This is a genomic window from Kitasatospora saccharophila, assembly GCF_039529925.1.
GTDB classification, from domain to species: domain Bacteria; phylum Actinomycetota; class Actinomycetes; order Streptomycetales; family Streptomycetaceae; genus Kitasatospora; species Kitasatospora saccharophila.
The window spans coordinates 78,857-97,757 of record NZ_BAAANS010000014.1 but is presented as its reverse complement, the minus strand read 5'-3'; the positions used below and the strand labels follow the sequence as shown (position 1 = coordinate 97,757).

Below are 18,901 nucleotides of genomic sequence, written 5' to 3'. Positions count from 1 at the left end.
AGAGCCAACCGGCCGTGTGTTACCGGGGTATGACGCCCGATCAGGTGGTGGAGGCCCGTCGGGGGAGGGAGAGCAGGGTGAGCACGGCGGTGACCGCGGTCAGGGCCAGGACGAAGGCGCCCAGGGTGAACAGGCCCAGGCCGAGGCAGCCGGTGAGGGCGAGCACGGCCAGCGAGAACAGGACGGCCCCGGTGCGGAGCGCCGCGCGGCCGGTGGCCCAGGCGGTGCGCAGCGGGCCCCGGCGGTACCAGAGCCCCGTCAGCGCGCACAGGCCGATGAGCGGGAAGGCCAGGGCCAGCGCCCCGAGGTCGTGCCCGCGGGTGAACAGCGACCGCGCGTCCACGGAGAACACCTCGACCGCGCCGAACACCGCGGCGCCGGCGCCGGCCAGCAGGAACACCGCTCCCAGCGGCCGCAGGACGGAGGTTCCCCGTAGCGGTGCCGTCAGGCCCGACTGCGCGCGCTGCGCCTCCAGGAAGGCGACGAGCCGGTCCACCGTGCCCCGGAGGTCGAGGGCCAGCACGCAGCCGATCGAGAACGCGGCGATCCCCCAGCAGAGCAGGAACAGGTATCCGGACCCCGGGTCCGTCCGGTCGGCTATCAGCATGGTCGATCCCTCCGTACGCGCGGTGCCGGGGCACTCCTACCACGCGACGGCGAGCCGGGGGAAGGCCGACAACCGGTGGGCGGTCAGTCCAGGGCGCGGGCCCGGCGCAGCAGGAAGGCGCCGGAGGCGGCGGCCAGGACGGCCATGCAGACGGTGAAGACCAGGCCCGCGTCGGGCAGGCCGAGCGGGCCGTCCAGCAGGCCCACGCCGATCACCGGGATCGAGATGCCCAGGTAGGCGACCACGAACAGGGCGGAGAGCACCCCGCCGCGGTGGGCGTCGGGGGCGACCGCCGCGACCTCGCCGACCGCGCCGCGCAGCGTCATGCCCTGCCCGGCCCCGCCGACCAGGGCGGCCAGCACGAGCGGGGCGAGGGCGTGGGTGGCCAGCGAGAGGGCGAGCAGGCCCAGGCCGCCGATCAGCACCAGGCAGCCCAGCGGGATCGCCCGCCGCGCGCCCAGCTTCGGCACCAGCAACTGGCCGCCGGTGGAGGCGAAGAACGCGGTGGCGACGACCAGGCCGACCACCGCGTGGTTGTGCACGCCCACCTGTTCGGCCAGGAACGCGGGCGTCACCGAGGTGAACACGCCCAGCAGCGAGAACCCGGTGAACGCGGCGACGGCCGCGGGCACGAACACCCCGCGCACCTCCGCGGGCAGCGACGGCCGGTGCGGCCGCGCGGTGCGCAGCGGGCGCGCCCCGTCGACACTCTCCGGCAGCGCGCGCAGCACCGCGAAGGACAGCACCAGCAGCACCAGGTGGACCACGAACGGCAGGGTCAGCGGCCGCGCCGCGTACTGGGCCAGCAGCCCGGCCAGCAGCGGGCCGCAGCCCAGGCCGCCCATGTTGGCGGCCGTCGCGACGAACCCCGCCCGGTCCTTGCGGCCCGGCGGGGCGAGTTCCAGCACGTACGCGGTGGCGGTGCCGGTGAACAGGCCCGCCGCGAAACCCGACAGCAGGCGGCCCGCGAACAGCCAGGCCAGGCCCTGCTCGGCGAGGAACGCCACCGCGCTGGCCGCCGCGCACCCCAGGCCGACCAGCAGCACCGGCCGCCGCCCCACCGCGTCCGAGACGTTCCCGAACAGCAGCAGCACGCCGATCACCCCGAGCGCGTAGACGGCGAACACCACCGTCACCATCAGCTCGGAGAACCCGATCCGCTCCTGGTACAGCCCGTACAGCGGGGTGGGCAGCGTGGTCCCGGCCATGCAGACGGCGAACGCGGCCGCCGCCCCCAGGTACCCGCCGCTTCGACGATCAGTCACCACCCCACCGTAGGCAGCGCGCCGGACCGGGGGGAACCGGCGCGCCGGGGGCGGACGGGCGCGGACGGCCGCCCGTCAGGACGGGCGCTGCGCGCGGCGGCGCACCCGCAGCAGCACGGCGGCGGCGACCGCCGCCACCACGGCGAACTGCAGGGTCTGGACGGGCGACGGGCGGTGCGGGGCGAACTCGTCCAGCACGGCCGGGTACAGCGGCAGCAGCGCGACCAGCCCGGTCAGCGCGGCCCGCCGGGTGTGCCGACCGGCCAGGCCGACCGCCAGCACCACCGCGACGCCGACCACGCCCTGCCCGCCGACCGCCGGGACGGCCGGCAGCACGCCTGCCGCGCCCGCGCCGAGGCCCAGCGCCAGCAGCGTCCCCCGGCGGTCCGGCGCGGGCGTCAGCCGCAGCGGGGCCAGCCACAGGAACAGGCAGGCCGCCAGCGGGTTCAACAGCGCGGTGACCGGCTGGCCGGTCTCGCCGGCCAGCCAGTGCGGCGCCGCCAGCGCCGCCGAGAGCGCGGCCGCCGCCAGCGCGGCGGTGCCGAGCAGCCGGGCGGTGGTGACCCGGCCCAGCAGCAGCGCGAACAGCGCCACCGCGGTCAGCGCGACGCCCGCCCAGGCGGGCTGGGTGCCGTACGTCCGGGCCAGCTGATCGGGCGTCATGACGGTGCCGAACACCCGGGCCTCCCGCAGCCGGAAGGCGGCCTGCCCGGCCGCGGCCAGCGCCAGGACGGCGGGCGCGGCGTCGGCGGCGGCCCGGCCGAGCGGGCGGTCGGCGCCCAGGCCCAGCCGCAACCGCAGGCCGTGCGAGGCGAGCTGGGCGGCCTCGGCGAGGACGGCGGCGCGCGGCCGGCCGGCCATCGAGGCGAGCGCGGCCTCCTCCAGGTCGGGCCCGAACTCCTCGCGGTAGTAGGGCGGGTGGAGCCGGACGGCCCACCGCAGCAGTCGTGCGCCCGTCGTCATCCCGTCGCTCCCAGGGTCCGTGCGGTCCGCTGCATCCGGCGGCGGGCCTCCACCGCCACGGTCTCCATCCGGCGCACCTCGGCGTCGAGGTCGGTCCGCCCCCGGTCGGTCAGCGCGTACACCCGGCGGGCCCGCCCGTCGACCACCTCCTCGCGCTCGACCCGGACCAGGCCCTGCGCCAACAACCGGTCCAGCGCCCCGTACAGGGTGCCGGCCCGGAGCCGGACCCGGCCGTCGGAGATCCGGGTGACTTCGCCGAGCAGGGCGTACCCGTGCCGGGGCTCGTCCGCGAGGGCGGCCAGCAGCAGGAGGGTGGGCTCCCGCATCGGCTGGCTGTGACTGCTGCGTTCACTCATGGTCACTGTATATACCGGATGACTGACTATGGTCCAGCGGGGATGGTGAGGCGCCGTCGGGGAGGAAGCGGGGAGGGTGCCGCGATCCGGCCGTCGGGGGTGGTCGGCCGCGCAGTTCCTCGCGCCCCTGGCGGGGCGCTTCTCACGGGCAGGTCCAGCGGGGATGGTGAGGCGCCGTCAGGGAGGGGGCCGTCAGGAAGGAGTGCCGGCGGGCGCGGGGGCGGGGCGGGCGTGCCGCGGCCCCGGCCGGGACGGGGGTCCGGGCCGGGGCCGTGGGGTCGGGGGCGGGCGGGGGTCAGTGGCGGCGGCTCCGGGTGGTCAGGCGCAGGGCGGCGCCGGCGAGGAGGGTGAGCAGGGCGGTGGCGGAGGCCCACAGGGCCCAGCCGGCGCCGGTGGAGGGGAGGGTGCCGCCGCCGTTGTCGGTGGGGGTGCTCGGGGTCGGCGAGGGCGAGGGGGCCGGCGGTTCGAAGGTGTTGGTGACCTCGACGGCCGCGCTGCCGTGGACCGTGGTGCGGCCGTCGGCGACGGAGTAGCCGACGGCGTCCCCGGCGGGGGTGTCCCGCTCGGTGACGGTGCACTCGGCGCCGTCGGGGACGGTGACCTCCCGGCTCTCGCCGTCCTTCAGCGCGAACGCGCTGTCCGCGGCGGCCAGCGGGACCGGCCCGCTCGCGGTGGTGCAGGCCAGGGCGAAGGAGTACGGGCCCGGGCCGCCGTTCACCACGTGCTTGGTGACGGTGAGCTTCCCGGCCGGGTAGGTGTTGGTGACGGTGATGGTCGCACCCGTCGGGTCGCCCGCGGTGACGGTCACCGGGTCGTCGGCGGTGCCGTGGTCGACGACGGCCTTCGCCGCGCCCGCGGTGTCGATCTCCTCGGCCCAGCAGCGGGTGTTGACGGGCAGCGGGGAGACGGTGACGGGCTGGTCGGCCGTCAGCTGGTAGTCGTGGTGCAGGACGAGGTCGGTCGCGTCGCCGGCGGCGTCCGGCAGGGCGCAGGAGACGGTGACGGTGAAGGTCTTCCCGGCCGCGTACCGCGCGGCCTCGCCGGTGAGGGCCTTGGCCAGGGTGATGCCGCCGAACCGGAAGTCGTTGCGGATCCGCACGGTCTGCACGGACTCGCTGCCGAGGCCGGGCGTGACGTCGATGGTGACCGGGTCGCCGACGGGGTGCGCGGAGGCGCCGCCGCGGGCGGAGGTCTCCCAGATGCGGCAGGTGGAGCCGGCCGGGATGCCGCCGACGGTGACGGGCCGGTTCGCGGAGACCCGGTAGTCCTGGTCGAGGACGGTGGACCGGCCCACGCCCACCGGGCTGTCGGTGCACACCACGTGGAACGGGAACGGCACCCGGTCCAGCGCGGCGCCGAGCTGCCCGGGCCGCTCGCCGAAGGTCTTGACCAGTTGCAGGCTGCCGTAGGCGGTGGCGACGCCGACCTGGATCGGCTCGTTGGGCTGGAGCACCCGCAGGCTGCCGGCGCGCTGGGTGGTCTCGTTGTGGGCGTAGGAGTTCCAGGCGACGGTCGGGTCACCGTCCTGGGTGACCTTGGCCGGGGTGTCCATCGCGTAGGTGAGGTCGACCGTGCCGCCGGGCGCGAGCGCGGGGGAGAAGGTCAACTCGGCCCGGAAGCCCAGGGCCCGGGCGCTGAACGGGTCGTCCCAGGTGGTCGCCGGGCACTGCGCCTCGGCGGAGCCGGCGCCGCCCATCTTCAGGTCGTCGGCGCACAGCGGCTCGGTGTCCTCGTACGCGAGCGCCATGGTGCCGGGGCCGGTGAGCTTCGGCTCGGTGGCCAGGGTGGGGCGGTTGTCCCAGGCGGTGCCGCGCTGCTGCGGGAGCAGCACGCCGGTGTCGCCCCGGACCGGGAAGCGGTCGACGATCCGCATCGCGGTGCCGGCCTCGGTGCCCGCGTTCTGCAGGCGCATCAGGTAGTGGTAGCGGTCGCCGGGGTTGACCAGCGCGATGCACGGGGCGGTGGTGTAGCGGACGCCGTCCGCGTCGGTGGCGGACAGGCAGGAGGCGTCACCGGCCGGGACGCCCTGCTTGGTCCGGGTGTTGTACCAGCCGAGCGCGTCGTTGCCGGAGACCCACTTGCGGGCCTGGAAGGCGGCGCCGGACTTGGCGGTCAGGGTGGCGGTCGCGGTGCAGTACAGGCCGCTGCCGAACACCGTGCCGTCGCGCTGGCTGTCGCCGGCGCAGACCAGCGCCGGGTCGGAGGAGGTGGCGCCCATGGTGTTGGTGACCACCTGGTCGGCGGTGATGCCGGCCTCCAGGGTCACGTGGATCTCGATGGTGAAGGTGGCGCCGGGGGCGAGCACCCAGGCCGAGCCGTCCGCGTTCTTGGAGAAGTCCCAGGTCAGCCCGGAGATCCGGGAACCGCTGGTGGTCTGCGTGAAGACGGGGGCCGGGACGGTCGGGGTGCCGTCCGGCACCTGGACGTCGGTGATCCGGTAGGGCTGCCCGTTGTCGCCCTGGAAGGAGCTCAGGAAGGCGATGCCCGGCGGCAGGTCGTCCTTGACCACCAGGTTCGGCACGTCGGCGGTGCCGGTGTTGGTGACCTTCAGGTAGAACGGGGCGTCCTCGCCGGGGGCCAGCGCGGTGTTCGGGGTCTTGTGGACGTCCAGTTCGGGGGTGCCCTTGACCAGGTCCAGGGTCGCGGTCACCGGCGCGATGGGGGCGAGCTGCCCGCCCGGCTCCAGCTTGGTGGAGAACTCGCCGGACAGGGTGTCCTCCAGGTGCGCGGGCACCGGCTGGCCGGTGGAGCGCAGCGCGGGGCGCGGGCTGACGTCCAGGTGCAGCACGCCGGAGCAACTCGTCGCCGCGCACGGGGTGATGGTGTAGCCGCCGTTGAACGAGCTGGTGGAGGTGTAGCTCGCCCGCAGCCCGGTCACGTCGGCGGCGTTCACCCCGGCGGGCAGCGCGGCGCTCCCGGCCGGGGTGCCGTTCACCCAGGCGCCGTTCACGTACGCGTCGACCTGCACCCGGTCGGCGCCGGCCGGCAGTTGGCCGGAGGTGATGCCGACCAGGTCGACGGCGTCGAAGAAGTCGCCGTCCTGGTCGGTCATCCGCAGCAGGTTCGCCGACATGTTGCCGGTGTTGAGCACGGTCAGCGCCACGTCCGCGTGCTGCCGGGGCAGGCCGGGCACGTACTCGGGCAGCTGCCCGGGGCTGATCGACTTGTTCAGCGAGGCGGCGTCGGCGGCCGGGCCGGTGGTCATGCCCGCCGAGCAGACCGGGGCGCCGGAGGCGTAGCCGGAGTCGGCGGTCAGGTTGAAGCAGTTCTGGAAGCTGGTGCCGTCCCCGGCCCCGGGCCGCCGCTCGGTCACCAGGTCGATGCCGTAGCTGCCCTCGGGGGGCAGGCTGCCCGCGTACGAGACCTGGATCGCGGTGGCCCGGTGCAGCAGGTCGGTGTTCGCGGCGTCGTACGGGACCCAGCTGTTGGTGGTCGGGTCCCACAGCTTCACCGTCACCGGCGCGCCGGACGGGGTGATGGTGATCGAGTCGATCTGCAGCACGCTGAACGGGGTGCCCGCCGAGAAGTCGGGCGTGCCGTCCGGCTTGGCGGGCGGGTCGGTCAGCACCGGGTTCACCATCGGCACGTTGCCGTTGTTGCGCACCGTCAGGTGCATCGGGATCGGCTGCCCCGGCGGCACGTCCGTCTGGTCGGTGGACTTGCTGCCGCCGCTGGCCGAGCGCGGGTCCTCCACGGTCAGCGCCTGGCAGGCCCGCCCGGCGGCCGTCCCGCTGCCGTCCGCGCGGCCCGCGTCCGCGGTGAACGAGGCGCAGTTGGTCAGCGGACCGGCCGTCACCCCCGGCACCAGCGTGCCGTGCAGGTCCAGGCCGGCGTCCGCGCCCGCCGCGATGGACGGGTTGCCGTCCGCGTCGGTGCCGGTGTACACCACCTCGACCTTGGTGACGGTGGTGCCCGCCTTGGCGACGTCCACCACGGTGTCTGCGGTGTACGCGTTCGTGCTGGTGGTGCCGTCCGCGTAGGTGACGGTCAGCGAGGCCGAGGTCGCCCCGGACGGGAAGCGCAGCCGCACCTGCTGGACGTCCAGCTTGGCGAAGTCGGCGGGCTGCAGGGTGGACGGCTCGGTGACGGTGAGCGTCTTGATCGGGAACGGCGACTGGTTGACCGCGTCCACCTGCGCCGTCACCGGGGAGTTCTCGCCGACCACGGCGTGCTCGCCGCTCTGCTGCGTCCAGTCGCCGTTGGTGTCCGGGAAGAACTTCTTGGTCGCGTTGACCACCAGCACGTCGGGCAGGATGTCGTACCCGGCGCAGGCGTCGGTGCCGTTGACCGTGCCGGAAGCGGCCTCGTTCGCCTGCGGGGTGGCGCAGTTGTTCACGGTGATCTTGTCGGTGGGCTTGAGCGGCTGCCCGGTGGAGCGGTAGGTGTCGCGCAGCTTCAGCTGCACCGTCACCGAGCCGCCGTTCGGGTCGTTCGGCAGCGGGTCGCCCTTGCTGTTGCTGAACACCACCTGGAAGCCGGTCACCTGGGCCGGCTCGACGCCGTCCGGCAGCGGTAGCGCGCCCGGGGAGCTGATCGCCGCGCCGGTGTGCGTGGTGCCGTCGGCGGTGGTGACCACCAGCTGCGCCCGGTCCGCGCCGGCCGGGAAGGCGGTGACGGTGGCGGAGCGGAAGTCGAAGTACTCGAAGGTCTGCTGGTCGGTGTCGGACACCGTCAGCTGGGAGACCTGCGCCGAGGAGGAGGAGTCGTTGCGCACCCCCAGGGTCAGCGTCGACTCCTCGCCGCTGCCCGCGACCGCCGAGCCGTCGCTCCAGCTCTTGGTGCCCACCGGCTCGACCACCAGCGGGATCCGCACCGTGACGTCGCTGGTGTCGGTGGCCGCGGCGGCGTTGTCGGCGTCGACGGTGGCGCTGTTCGGGACGACCGTGCCGTCCTTGACGTCGGTGTCGGCGGGCAGCCGCATCCCGACCTCCACCGACCCGGCCTGCCCGGCCCGCAGCCCGGTCTCGCCGGCCGGGTTCTGCAGCGCCTGCTTGTAGACGATGGTCAGCTGCCGGGTCGCCGCGTCGTAGGTGACGTCCCGGGTGCTGGTCGACTGCGGCAGGCTGGTCACCTCGAACTCGGCGGGCAGCGTGTCCGTCACGGTGAAGTGCACGCAGTCCACCGTCAGGCCCGAGCACTGCCCGTTCAGCGTGTAGACGAACTCGCCGCCCGGCTCCAGCGGCTTGCCGTCCAGGTCGTTGGTCTTGGTGATGCTGACGGCGCTCTGCTCGTCCGCGGCGAAGGCCAGCGGCAGTGCGGTGCCGAGCGTGCCCAGCAGCAGGCCACCGGCGGTCAGCACCCCCAAGGAGGAGCGTAGGGGGAAACGTCCTGGTCGTGGCATGCGCAAGGGTCCTCGCCGTGGAAATGGACAAATACGGCGAAACCCTATGATCCGCCACCCGGGGAACGGGTCGGCCACACCGAAGGGCTGATCATTTGTCAGGCGGACGGCCGGAGGGCGGGGTGGCAGGGGGCGGTCGATCGACTCTCGAACAACCTTGTGAATACGGGCAGTTGGGGAATCCGGGCGGGTACGACCGGTGCGGCGGCGTTTCGGACAATGCGTCAGGACGCCGTTCGGCGGCCGCGAGCACGGGCCCGGCGGGAACGCGCTCCGGCCCTCCCCGGGAGGCGCCGGATGGCGCAAACCCGCCCTTGCGGCCCGAGCGGCCCGCCCAGCAGCATGCACACCCGGTGATCACCCGCACACCCCCGGTCGCGACCGCGGGACGGGTGCGCCCCCGCCTCCTTGCCCTCGCGAACGAAATGAGACGGCAGTGCGTCCCCTCCGCTCCACCCCCCTCCGCGTCCGCCGCAGATCCGCCCGCCGCGCCGCGTCCGCCGCCCTCGCGCTCGCCCTGACCGCGCCCCTGCTGCTCGCCGCGCCCGGGCCCGCCGCGGCGGACACCCCGGCCCCCGCCGCACCCGTCGCGTACGTGGTCGACCAGTGCTGCGGCACCCTCACCGCCGTCGACACCGCCACCCGGCAGCCGACCGGACGGATCACCCTCCCGGACGGCAGCCGGCCCGCTCGGATCGCCGCCGCGCCCGACGGCCGCCACCTCTACGTCACCGACCAGGGCGCGCCCGTCGTCCGGGTGGTCGACCCCGCCGACCCCGGCCGGAACACCGCCATCGCCACCCGCACCGGCACCCGGGCGATCGCCGTCTCCCCGGACGGCACCCGGGTGTACGCCGGGGACCACCAGGGCGACCCGGCGCTCGGCGCGCTCTCCGTGCTCGACCCGGCGGCCGGGACCGTCACCGCCACCGTCCCGCTCGGCTTCCTCCCCGAGGACGCCGCCGTCTCCCCCGACGGCCGCGACCTCTACCTCACCCAGCCGCAGGGCCTCACCGTCGTCGACACCCGCACCGGCACCGTCGCCGCCACCCTCCCGCTGCCCGGCTCGCCCCGGCAGGTCGCCTTCGCCCCCGACGGCAGGCACGCCTACGTCACCGAGTACGACAGCGGCGTCGTCGCCGTCGTCGACACCGCCAGCCGCACCGTCAGCGCCGAGGTACAGGTCTACGCGGGCGCCGACGGCGTCGCCGTCTCCCCGGACGGCACCCGCGGGTACGCCACCAGCGCGCTCGGCCCCACCGTCACCGCCTTCACCACCGGCAGCGGACAGGTCACCGGCATCGTCGAGACGCCCGACGAGCCCGGCGCCCTCGCGCTCACCCCCGACGGCTCCCAGCTGTGGGTCGCCAACCCGGCCGACGACTACCTGACCGTGGTCGACACCGCGAGCGACACCGTGACCGACCGGGTCCGCGGCGTCCAGGGCCCGGTCGACCTGGTCATCCCGGCGCCGCCCGCACCCGTCGACCCCCCGGCCGAACCGAAGGCCGACCTCGCCGTCACCCTCGACGCGGCCGCCGTCCCCGCGCTGCTCGGCGGCCGGATCGACTACACGCTCACCGTCACCGACACCAGCACCACCACCGCGTCCACCGGCGCCACCGTGACCGTCGCCCTCACCCCCGGCACCCTCACGCCCGCCACCACCGCCCCCGGCTGCACCGCCGCCCCCGGCCGCCTCACCTGCACCCTCACCGGCCTCGCCCCCGGCGCCAGTGCCCGCCGGACCTTCAGCCTCCCCGTCGCCCTGCTCAGCCTCGGCACCGCGTACAGGGCCACCGCGACCCGCACCGCCGCCACGCCCGCCGACCCCGGGCCGGGCAACGACAGCGCGAGCCGCAGCTGCACGGCGCTCACCGCGCTGATCATCACCTGCGGCTGAGCCGGGGGCCCCGGCCGCGGGGGGCCGCCCCGGGGACCGACGGGCCGAAGTGGGACATTCCTCAGATAATGGTCCGTATGGCTGACAAGACGAGCAGTGCGGACCGGCCGGCCTCGGTCACCGTCGGCGGCCGCGAGATGCGGATCAGGACCATCGCGTTCCTGATCCTCGGCGTCCTGGCGATCTGGTTCATCGCCGCGAACACCGCCTCGGTGCAGATCCGCCTCTGGATCCCCACCGTCACCCTCCCGCTCTGGCTGGTGCTGCTGGTCACCCTGCTGGTGGGCGCCGCCCTCGGCTGGCTGCTGGTCCGCCGCCGGGCCCGCGGTTAGGCCGCGACGGCCCCCGGCCGCGCGCCGTCGGTGCTTCCGGCCGCGCCGGCCGGGCGGAAGTCGCAGAGCAGCAGCGCGGAGTCGTCGTCCGGGCCGGTGCCCGTCCACGCCTCGACGTCCGCCCGCAGCCGGGCCAGCGCCCGCCGCGGGCAGGACGGGGCGAGCACCGGGCCGGCGCGGTCGGCCAGCGGGTAGAAGGCGCCGGAACCGTCCCGGGCCTCGGTCAGGCCGTCGGTGCAGAACAGCAGCCGGTCGCCGTCGTGCAGGGTCAGCACGGTCGGCCGCGGGGCCGGCCCGCCGCCGGCCAGCGCGGACAGCCCGAACGGCGGGGCCGGGTCCAGCCGGGGCAGCACCGGCGCCGCCCCGCCCGCCCGCAGCAGCACCGGCACCGGGTGCCCGTGGTCCAGCAGCGCGGTCCGCCCGTCCTCCCGGACGTCGGCCAGCAGCGCCGTCACGAACCGGTCCCCGGAGGTCTGCGCGGCGAGCGACCGCTCGATCTGCGCGGCGAGCGCGCCGAGGTCCGGCGCGACCGGCGCCGCGTTGCGGAACGCGCCCAGCACCGCCGCCGCCGTGCTCACCGCCTCCAGGCCCTTGCCCTGCACGTCCGCGACCAGGATCCGCACCCCGCCCGGCACCTGCACCGCCTGGTACAGGTCACCGCCCACCCGGGCCGTCCGGTGCGCCGAGCGGTACGAGCCGGTCAGCTCCAGCGGGCCGACCCGGGGCGGCAGCGGCGGCATCAGCACGTTCTGCACCGTCTCGGCCACCGCCCGGACGTCCACCAGCTCGCGCTCCGCCCGCCGCCGGGTCACCGACACCCAGCACGCGGCCAGCGCCGTGAACACCACCCCCGCCAGCGCCACCCACACCCGGGTGTGCCCCCACAGCCCGTCCCACACCGAGATCAGCAGCACCAGCACCACCCCCAGCAGCGCCGACCCCAGCACCGTCCGCGGCGAACCGCGCCCCGCCGCCAGGGCCGGCCCCGCCGCGAACAGCGGCAGCAGCCCCAGCGCCGGCCCCATCAGCAGGTCCCCCAGCGCCACCAGCAGCATCGCCGCCACCGGGGCGGCCCACGGCCGCGACCACCACCGTCCCCGTCCGGCGGGGCCCGGCCCGTTGGCGGTCGACGACATCTCGCTGCTTCCTCTCGGGTTCCCGTGCGCGGGTCCGTTCTCGCGTCCGGGCCCGGTCCGTCCCGCTGCTCCGGACCGGCCGGAGGACGGACGCCCGGCGGGGAGCGGGCCGACGGGGGCCGCCGGCACCGGCCTCCGACGGTAACCAGCCGCCCGCACCCGCCGGTAGGGCCCTTCGCCCCCACCCGCGCCCGGCCCGCCCCCGAAAAGATGCGGGGCCGCCCGGACGGCGGTACGAAGGGCCGACGGACGGACCGGACGGCGCGGCCCGGCAGCGGGAGCGGCCGGGCCGTCCGCCGCCGCACCGCCGCACGCCCAGCAGCCCAGGAGAGGACGCCGGCATGTTCGAGGAACGACGGGCCCGCCGCCAGGCCAACCGCGCTTTCGACCACGGGGAGGGGGTCACCCGGTACCGGATGCGCCAGAAGGTCCTCGCCATCGGCGACGACTACTGGATCGACGACGATTCCGGCGACCACGTCTACAAGGTCGACGGCAAGGCCCTGCGGATGCGCAAGACCTTCCACATCGAGGACCGCTCCGGCCACCGGGTCGCCACCGTCCAGAGCCGCGCCCTGCGGATCAAGGACTCGATGGAGATCGAGGACGCCGACGGCCACCGCATCGCCATGGTAAAGAAGGCCCTGATCAACCCGCTCCGCGACCGCTGGCACATCGAGCAGCCCGACGGCCCCGACCTCGACGTCCACGGCAACGTCCTCGACCACGAGTACACGATCGAGGACGACGGCCGGAAGGTCGCCGAGGTCTCCAAGAAGTGGTTCCGGGTCCGCGACACCTACGGCCTGGAGATCGGCCCCGGCGCCGACCACGCCACCGTGCTGGCCGCGGCCATCGCCATCGACGCGATGTCGCACCCCGGCGACTGAGACCCCGCCCGGGCGCCGCCGGACCGGGCGCCGCCGGACCGGAGGGGTCCGGCGGGCCGGCGGGGTGGTGCGGCTACGGCTGCTGCGCCAGCAGGTGGGCGCGGTAGCCCTCGCCGAAGGTGGACGTCGGGGTGCCGTTCCAGTCGGTGACGAGCACGTTGCCGTTGCTGTCGCACACGCCCCACGGGTTCCACGTCCAGGCGGTGTACCCGACGGCGTGCGCGTCGGCCCAGGCCATCACCTGGTCGATGTAGTCGTGGGCGCAGGTCGCCTGGCCGATCTCACCGGCCTGGACCGGGACCTTCGCGGCGACCGCGCCGATCGTGCTGTCCCAGCAGGCGGTGGTCACGCAGCCGTTCCAGCTGTACGAGTGCCAGGAGGCCATCAGGTTGCCGGTGGGGTCCTGCGGGGCGTAGGCCAGCCACTGGCTGAGGTCGTTGGTCCAGGTCAGGCCGCCGGTCATGACCACGTTGGTGGCGCCGGTGGCGCGCACCGCGTCCACCAGGGACTGCATGCCCGCGACCGGGTAGCCGATGCCGGGGCAGCTGCCGCCGTCGCGCAGGCAGGTCCAGGCGGCGGTGGCGTCGGCCCAGTTGTCGGCGGCGTCCGGGTAGGGCTCGTTGAACAGGTCGAACAGGACGGCGTCGTCGCCCTTGAAGGTCTCGGCCACCTGGGTCCAGAAGGTCGGGGCGTACTGCTGGTCGGGCATCGGCTTCTGGCAGGTCGCGGCGGTGTCCGAGCAGCCCGCGCCGGGGCCGGTGTACTGGCCGTGGCTCCAGTGCAGGTCGAGGATCACGTTGATGCCGTTGGCCACCAGCAGGTCGGTGTAGTCCTTCACCGCCTTCCGGTACGCGGCGCCGGTGGTGCCGCCCGCCGGGACGCCGACGGCGGTGTCCAGCCAGCACTCCTCGTTCAGCGGGAGGCGCACGGCACGGACGTTCCAGCCGCGCATCGCGTCGACCGTCGCCTGGTCGGCGGGGCCGTCCCACACCCCCTTGCCCTGGACGCAGGCGAACTCCCCGCTGGAGCGGTTGACGCCCAGCAGGCGGTACGGGGTGCCCGCGGCGGTGACCAGCCGGTTGCCGGAGACGTGCAGGGCCGGGGCGGGCCCCGCGGGCGGGGTGGTCGGCGGGTCGGTCGGCGGCGGGGTGGTCGGCGGGGTGGTGGGTGCGGACCCGTCGCAGGGGACGCCGTTGACCGTGAAGGCGGTCGGGGCGGGGTTGGCGCCGCTGTAGCCGAAGGTCGCGGCGGGCGCGACGCTGCCGCCGGACGGGACGGCGGCGTTCCAGGGCAGGCTGGTGACGGTGACGTCCCGGCCGGACTGCGTCCAGCTGCCGTTCCAGCCGGAGGACAGCGCCTGGGTGCCGGCGTAGGAGAAGCCGAGCTTCCAACTCGTCCACGCCGTACCGAGGTTGGTGATGGTGACGGTGGCCTGGAAGCCGCTGCCCCAGTCGTTCTGCACCGCGTACGTCGCCTTGCAGTGCACCTCGGCGGCCTGCGCGGCCTGGGCGGCCTGGGGGAGGGTGGTCAGGGAGGCCGCCGCGAGGGCCAGCGCCCCGGCGGCGGCCGCGCCGACGACGGTGCGGGTGCGGACGCGGGCGGGGTGGTGGGGGCGGGGGTCGGGGAACGTGCGACGCATGGAGGTCCCTCCTGAAAGCGCGTCGAATCGGGTGGGGGAATTTCCGTCGGAACGGCGGGGGCGGCCGCGCGGTGCGCTGCTTATGCGCTTAAGTCCGCGGCGCGGAAATGCGGCCCGGTCGTTTTCCGGGAAAGTAGGGTGGAAACTGACGGGACGTCAACAGCCTTGGGAGGAAAGGGGGAAAGGGGGGAGCGGCGGGCCGAAAGTTTCTCAGCCGGCCGGTGCCGCGCCGGTGCTGCCGCGGACGGTCAGGACGGGGGTCCGCTCCTGGTGCGAGCGCGGCGGCAGGCCGTCGATCAGCTCCAGCAGCACCTGGGCGGTGTGCAGGCCGTACGCCTGGATGTCCCAGGACAGGGCGGTCAGCGCGGGGCGGACCAGGACGCACAGCTGCGAGTCGTCCCCGGCCAGCAGGGACAGCTCGGCGGGCACCGCGATGCCCATCTCCTGGGCGACGTTGAGCGCGGCGACGGCCATCACGTCGTTGTCGTACAGGATCGCGGTCGGCCGGTCGGGCCGGGACAGCAGGGCCCGGGTCGCCCGCGCGCCCTCCTCCGCGGTGTAGTCGGTCTCGACCACCCGCGGTTCGCCCAGGCCGTGCCGGAGCACGGCCGCGCGGAACGCCGCCACCCGGACCCGGGTGTGGTCGAGGGCGGGCAGCCCGGACACCCGGGCGATCCGGCGGTGGCCCAGCGCCACCAGGTAGTCGACGGAGGAGTCCACCGCCGCGGTGTCGTCGGCCCAGACGGCGCCCAGCCCGCTGTCGGCCCGGGGCCGCCCGGCCAGCACCGCCGGGACGCCCAGCTCCTCGATCACCGGCAGCCGGGCGTCCTGCGCGTACAGGTCGGTCACCACCAGGCCGTCCACCCGGCGCTCGGCCCACCAGCGGCGGATCGCCTCGACGGCGGCGGCGTGGTCCCCGACCACCTGCAGCAGCAGGCCGACCCGCCGCCCCGACAGTTCGCGCTCCAGCCCCGAGATGAACCGCATGAAGAACGGCTCGACGCCCAGGGTGTCCGCGGGGCGGGCCAGGATCAGGCCCACGCTGTGCGCCCGCGAAGCCGACAGCGACCTGGCGGCCAGGCTCGGCCGCCAGCCGAGCCGGTCGGCGATCTCCAGGATCCGGCGGCGGGTCTCCTCGGACACCCCCGGCCGGCCGTTCAGGGCGTACGACACCGCGCCGATCGAGACGCCCGCCCGCTCCGCGATCTCCCCGATCGTGACCCGCTTCACCGCTGCGCCGTCACTTCGTGGCCCCCCGGGTGAAGCCGTTGTAGAGGAACCGCTGCAGGAACAGGAACACCACCAGGGTCGGCAGGATGACCAGGACGGTGCCCGCGCAGATCACCTCCCAGCGGGCCCCGTACGGGCCCTTGAAGTAGAACAACGACGTGGAGACGGTGCCGAGTTCGGGCGAGGGCATGTACAGGAACGGGATGTAGAAGTCGTTGTAGACCACCACCCCCTTCACGATCACCACGGTCGCGATCGCGGGCCGCAGCAGCGGCAGGATCACCGTCCGGTAGATCCGCAGCGGCGAGGCCCCGTCGATCCGGGCCGCCTCGTCGAGCGAGACCGGGATGGCCCGCATGAACTGCAGGAAGATCACGATCGAGACGATGTCGGTGCCGGTGTACAGGGCGATCGCGGACCAGCGGTTGTTGAACAGGCCGAAGGAGTTGACGATCTGGAAGGTCGCCACCTGGGTGGTCACCCCGGGCACCAGCGAGGCCAGCAGGAACAGCGAGACCGTCAGCTTCCGGAACGGGAACCGGAACCGGTCGATCGCGTACGCGGCCATCGAGCCGATCAGGACGGTGCCGGTGACCGAGAAGACCAGGATGAAGGCGGTGTTGCCGAAGGCCCGGAGCAGGTGGCCCTGGGTGAAGGCGACCCGGAAGTTGTGCAGGTTGAACCAGTCGTGCGGCGGCGTCAGCGGACCGGTGTCCGCGGACTCCGGCTCGGTCTTCAGCGCCGCCATCAGCACCACCGCCAGCGGCAGCAGCGTCGCGGCCGAAGCGGCCAGCAGGGACAGGTACTTGGCGGCGACCGCGGTGCGGGCGCCGGCCCCGCGCGGGGCGTGGTGGGCCGTCATACCAGGTCGACCCCTTCGTCGGGGACCAGCCGCCGCTGGATCCAGGTGGTCAGCAGGACGACGGCGAGCAGCACCACGGCGGCGGCCGAGGCCAGGCCGACCTTGTTGAACTGGAAGGCCAGCTTGACCGTCTGGATCACGAAGGTGGTGCTGCCGTTGGCGCCGCCGGTCATCAGGTACGGGATCTCGAACGCGGACAGCGAGCCGGAGACCACCAGGACGGCGCTCAGGCTGACCACGGGCCGGATGCCGGGCAGCACGATGTGCCTCACCTGGTGCCAGCGGTTGGCCCCGTCCAGGTCCGCCGCCTCGTAGACCTCCCCGGGGATCGACTGGATCGCGCCCAGGAACAGCACGAAGTTCAGCCCCAGGTACCGCCAGAGCGAGACCGAGGCGAGCGACCAGTTGACCAGGTGCGGATCGCCCAGCCACAGGTGGTCGCCGCGCGCGCCGAACAGGCCGAGGACGGAGTCGAGCGTGCCGCCGGGCTGGAAGAAGTACAGGAAGACGAAGCCGATGGCGACGCCGTTGATCAGGTACGGGAAGAACAGCACGCCCTTGAAGAAGTTCCGGAACCGGACGTGGAAGCTCAGCACCGTGGCGAAGTACAGCGCCAGCAGCATCTGCACGGCGCCCGACGCCAGGTAGAACAGGCTGACGAAGAAGACCTGGAACAGGTCGGGCCGGGTGAACAGCTCGGTGTAGTTGGCCCGGCCGACGAACTCCTGGTCCGGGCCGAAGCCGTCCCAGCTGGTCAGGCTGTAGTACAGCATGTTGAACACCGGCGTGTAGGTGAAGGTGACCAGGAATGCCAGCGGCACCGCGAGGAACAGCCACGGGGTGGCGCGGGCGAGCAGCCTGGTCCGGAGGGGCGCGGCCGCGGGGGGCGCTGCCGCGGTGGTGGCGGTGGTGGGATCGGTGGGGGTGGCGGTGGTGGGTTCGGGCATGTCGCCTCGCTCGTCCGTCGGCCGGCCGGTCAGGACCCGGCCCGCTTGAGCGCGGCGGCCCACTTCCGGTTCAGGTCGGCGAAGTAGCCCTCCAGGCCGCCGCCGCCCCCGGCGCCGCGGGCCAGGTCGACGATGTGCTGGCGGTAGTCCGGCTTGTTCAGGCCGATCTCGGACTGGTTGTCGATCGTCGAGACCTCGGCGTTCTTCGCCTGGCTCAACTGGATGAACCGGACCCCCGCGTCCTGGTACGCCTGGAGCTCGGCGGGCATCGCCCCGCTCTTGAGGGTCGGCAGCAGGGCCTCGTCCTGCGCGTAGCCGCTCTTGTCGACGAACCAGTCCACCCAGGCGCGGGCGGCCTCCTTGTGCTTGGAGTGGACGTTCACGGCCTCCCGGTAGTCGGGGGAGACCACCGAGCAGAAGTGCCCGTCCCGCTGCGCCGGGAAGGGCATGAAACCGATGTCCGCCGGGTCGGCGCCCGCCGTCCGGGCGGCGTCCTTCATCTGGGAGATCGCCCAGGAGGCGAGCGCCAGCGTGCCGACCTTCCCGGTGCCGAGCTGGTTCTTGGAGCCCTCCCAGGCGGTGGTGGTCGGGTCCTTCTCCACCAGCTGCTGGTGCACCGCGTCGTACAGCAGGGTGTCGATGCGGTTGAGCTCCTTGCCCGCCGCCCAGGGCGCGGGGTCGGTGGCCAGCGCGTCGTTGGCGGCCTCGTCGCAGCTCGCCCCGCCGAGGTAGCTCTGCCAGGCCGTCATCGGCCAGCCCTCGTGGTAGACGGTGGAGAGCGGGGTGGCGGAGGTCCTCTCCTTGATCGCGCGCAGGTCCGTCAGGAACTCGTCCGGGGTGGTGGGCCAACCGGTGATCCCGGCCTGCTTCCAGACCGCCTTGTTGTAGACCAGGCCGGTCGCGTTGCCGTTGGTGGCGACGCCGTAGACCTGCCCGTCGTAGGCGCCGCCGTCGACGAAGCGGTACTTGCGGTCCAGCTCCTCCGGGGTGCCGAGCGGGGCGAAGAACTTCGGGTAGTCGGCGACCGGGACGGCGGCCGGGATCATCAGCACGTCGCCGTAGTCGGTGCTGTTCAGGCGGATCTTGACGTCGCCCTCGTAGTTGACGATCGCCTCGAACTTGACGTGCACGTTCGGGTAGACCTTGTTGAACTCGGCCGCGTACCGGTCCAGGGTCCCGTCGCCCGCCAGGTCGGTCTTGTGGGTGAGCACGGTGATGGTGCCGCTCACCGAGGCCGGGTCGGACGGGGCGACGGCCGCGCCGCCGGTGCCGCCGCCGCTCGCGCCGGAGCAGCCGGAGACCGCGGTGATCGACATCAGGGCCACGGCCAGCAGGGCCGCCGATCGCTGTTCCATGTACCGACTCCCGGGTGGTGGAGGTTCGACTGACACAGGGCTGACACAGGGCTGACGGGGGATCAGGAGGGTTCG

The 18,901-nt window shown here is 74.2% G+C and carries 14 protein-coding genes; 3 read left to right on the top strand and 11 right to left on the bottom strand.

Annotated elements, in window-relative coordinates:
- Positions 1 to 40: 40 nt before the first annotated feature.
- The 5 genes from ABD345_RS12930 to ABD345_RS12910 form a co-directional block, all read right to left on the bottom strand.
- Positions 41 to 607 (bottom strand): hypothetical protein, encoded by a 567-nt coding sequence (locus ABD345_RS12930; protein ID WP_344552136.1) that lies wholly within the window; start codon positions 605 to 607, stop codon positions 41 to 43.
- Between the two features lie 83 nt (positions 608 to 690).
- The gene (locus tag ABD345_RS12925; protein ID WP_344552190.1) at positions 691 to 1,815 is read right to left on the bottom strand and encodes an MFS transporter; all 1,125 of its coding nucleotides are present in this window, start codon (positions 1,813 to 1,815) and stop codon (positions 691 to 693) included.
- A 132-nt stretch (positions 1,816 to 1,947) separates the two neighbouring features.
- Positions 1,948 to 2,835 carry a hypothetical protein gene (locus ABD345_RS12920; protein ID WP_344552135.1) on the bottom strand — a complete coding sequence of 296 codons (888 nt, stop codon included), beginning with the start codon at positions 2,833 to 2,835 and terminating at the stop codon, positions 1,948 to 1,950.
- The gene (locus tag ABD345_RS12915) at positions 2,832 to 3,191 is read right to left on the bottom strand and encodes a PadR family transcriptional regulator (protein ID WP_344552134.1); all 360 of its coding nucleotides are present in this window, start codon (positions 3,189 to 3,191) and stop codon (positions 2,832 to 2,834) included. Before ABD345_RS12915 ends, ABD345_RS12920 begins: the two co-directional genes overlap by 4 nt.
- Before the next feature lie 295 nt (positions 3,192 to 3,486).
- A complete protein-coding gene (locus tag ABD345_RS12910) occupies positions 3,487 to 8,490 on the bottom strand; it encodes a DUF5979 domain-containing protein (RefSeq protein WP_344552133.1) in 5,004 nt (1,667 codons plus the stop codon).
- Positions 8,491 to 8,968: 478 nt separating this feature from the next.
- Here ABD345_RS12910 and ABD345_RS12905 point away from each other — a divergent pair, with 478 nt between their 5' ends.
- A complete protein-coding gene (locus ABD345_RS12905; RefSeq protein ID WP_344552132.1) occupies positions 8,969 to 10,435 on the top strand; it encodes a YncE family protein in 1,467 nt (488 codons plus the stop codon).
- Between the two features lie 77 nt (positions 10,436 to 10,512).
- Positions 10,513 to 10,767 carry a lipopolysaccharide assembly protein LapA domain-containing protein gene (locus tag ABD345_RS12900; protein WP_344552131.1) on the top strand — a complete coding sequence of 85 codons (255 nt, stop codon included), beginning with the start codon at positions 10,513 to 10,515 and terminating at the stop codon, positions 10,765 to 10,767.
- Here the strand turns inward: ABD345_RS12900 and ABD345_RS12895 are convergent.
- Positions 10,764 to 11,903 (bottom strand): PP2C family protein-serine/threonine phosphatase, encoded by a 1,140-nt coding sequence (locus ABD345_RS12895; RefSeq protein WP_344552130.1) that lies wholly within the window; start codon positions 11,901 to 11,903, stop codon positions 10,764 to 10,766. The genes ABD345_RS12900 and ABD345_RS12895 overlap by 4 nt on opposite strands.
- A 341-nt stretch (positions 11,904 to 12,244) precedes the next feature.
- Here ABD345_RS12895 and ABD345_RS12890 point away from each other — a divergent pair, with 341 nt between their 5' ends.
- A complete protein-coding gene (locus ABD345_RS12890) occupies positions 12,245 to 12,793 on the top strand; it encodes an LURP-one-related/scramblase family protein (protein ID WP_344552129.1) in 549 nt (182 codons plus the stop codon).
- 73 nt (positions 12,794 to 12,866) lie between these two features.
- Here ABD345_RS12890 and ABD345_RS12885 read toward each other — a convergent pair whose 3' ends face one another.
- The 5 genes from ABD345_RS12885 to ABD345_RS12865 all read right to left on the bottom strand — a co-directional run bounded on the left by ABD345_RS12885 (position 12,867) and on the right by ABD345_RS12865 (position 18,826).
- The gene (locus ABD345_RS12885; RefSeq protein WP_344552128.1) at positions 12,867 to 14,432 is read right to left on the bottom strand and encodes a cellulase family glycosylhydrolase; all 1,566 of its coding nucleotides are present in this window, start codon (positions 14,430 to 14,432) and stop codon (positions 12,867 to 12,869) included.
- A 210-nt stretch (positions 14,433 to 14,642) separates the two neighbouring features.
- A complete protein-coding gene (locus tag ABD345_RS12880) occupies positions 14,643 to 15,662 on the bottom strand; it encodes a LacI family DNA-binding transcriptional regulator (protein WP_344552127.1) in 1,020 nt (339 codons plus the stop codon).
- Positions 15,663 to 15,672: 10 nt separating this feature from the next.
- Positions 15,673 to 16,524, bottom strand: a complete 852-nt coding sequence (locus ABD345_RS12875; RefSeq protein ID WP_344552126.1) for a carbohydrate ABC transporter permease — start codon at positions 16,522 to 16,524, stop codon at positions 15,673 to 15,675.
- Positions 16,521 to 17,471 carry a carbohydrate ABC transporter permease gene (locus ABD345_RS12870; RefSeq protein WP_344552125.1) on the bottom strand — a complete coding sequence of 317 codons (951 nt, stop codon included), beginning with the start codon at positions 17,469 to 17,471 and terminating at the stop codon, positions 16,521 to 16,523. The genes ABD345_RS12875 and ABD345_RS12870 overlap by 4 nt, the downstream gene beginning before the upstream one ends.
- 29 nt (positions 17,472 to 17,500) lie before the next feature.
- Positions 17,501 to 18,826, bottom strand: coding sequence for an ABC transporter substrate-binding protein (locus tag ABD345_RS12865; protein WP_344552124.1), 1,326 nt, complete (start codon positions 18,824 to 18,826; stop codon positions 17,501 to 17,503).
- Positions 18,827 to 18,901: the final 75 nt, after the last annotated feature.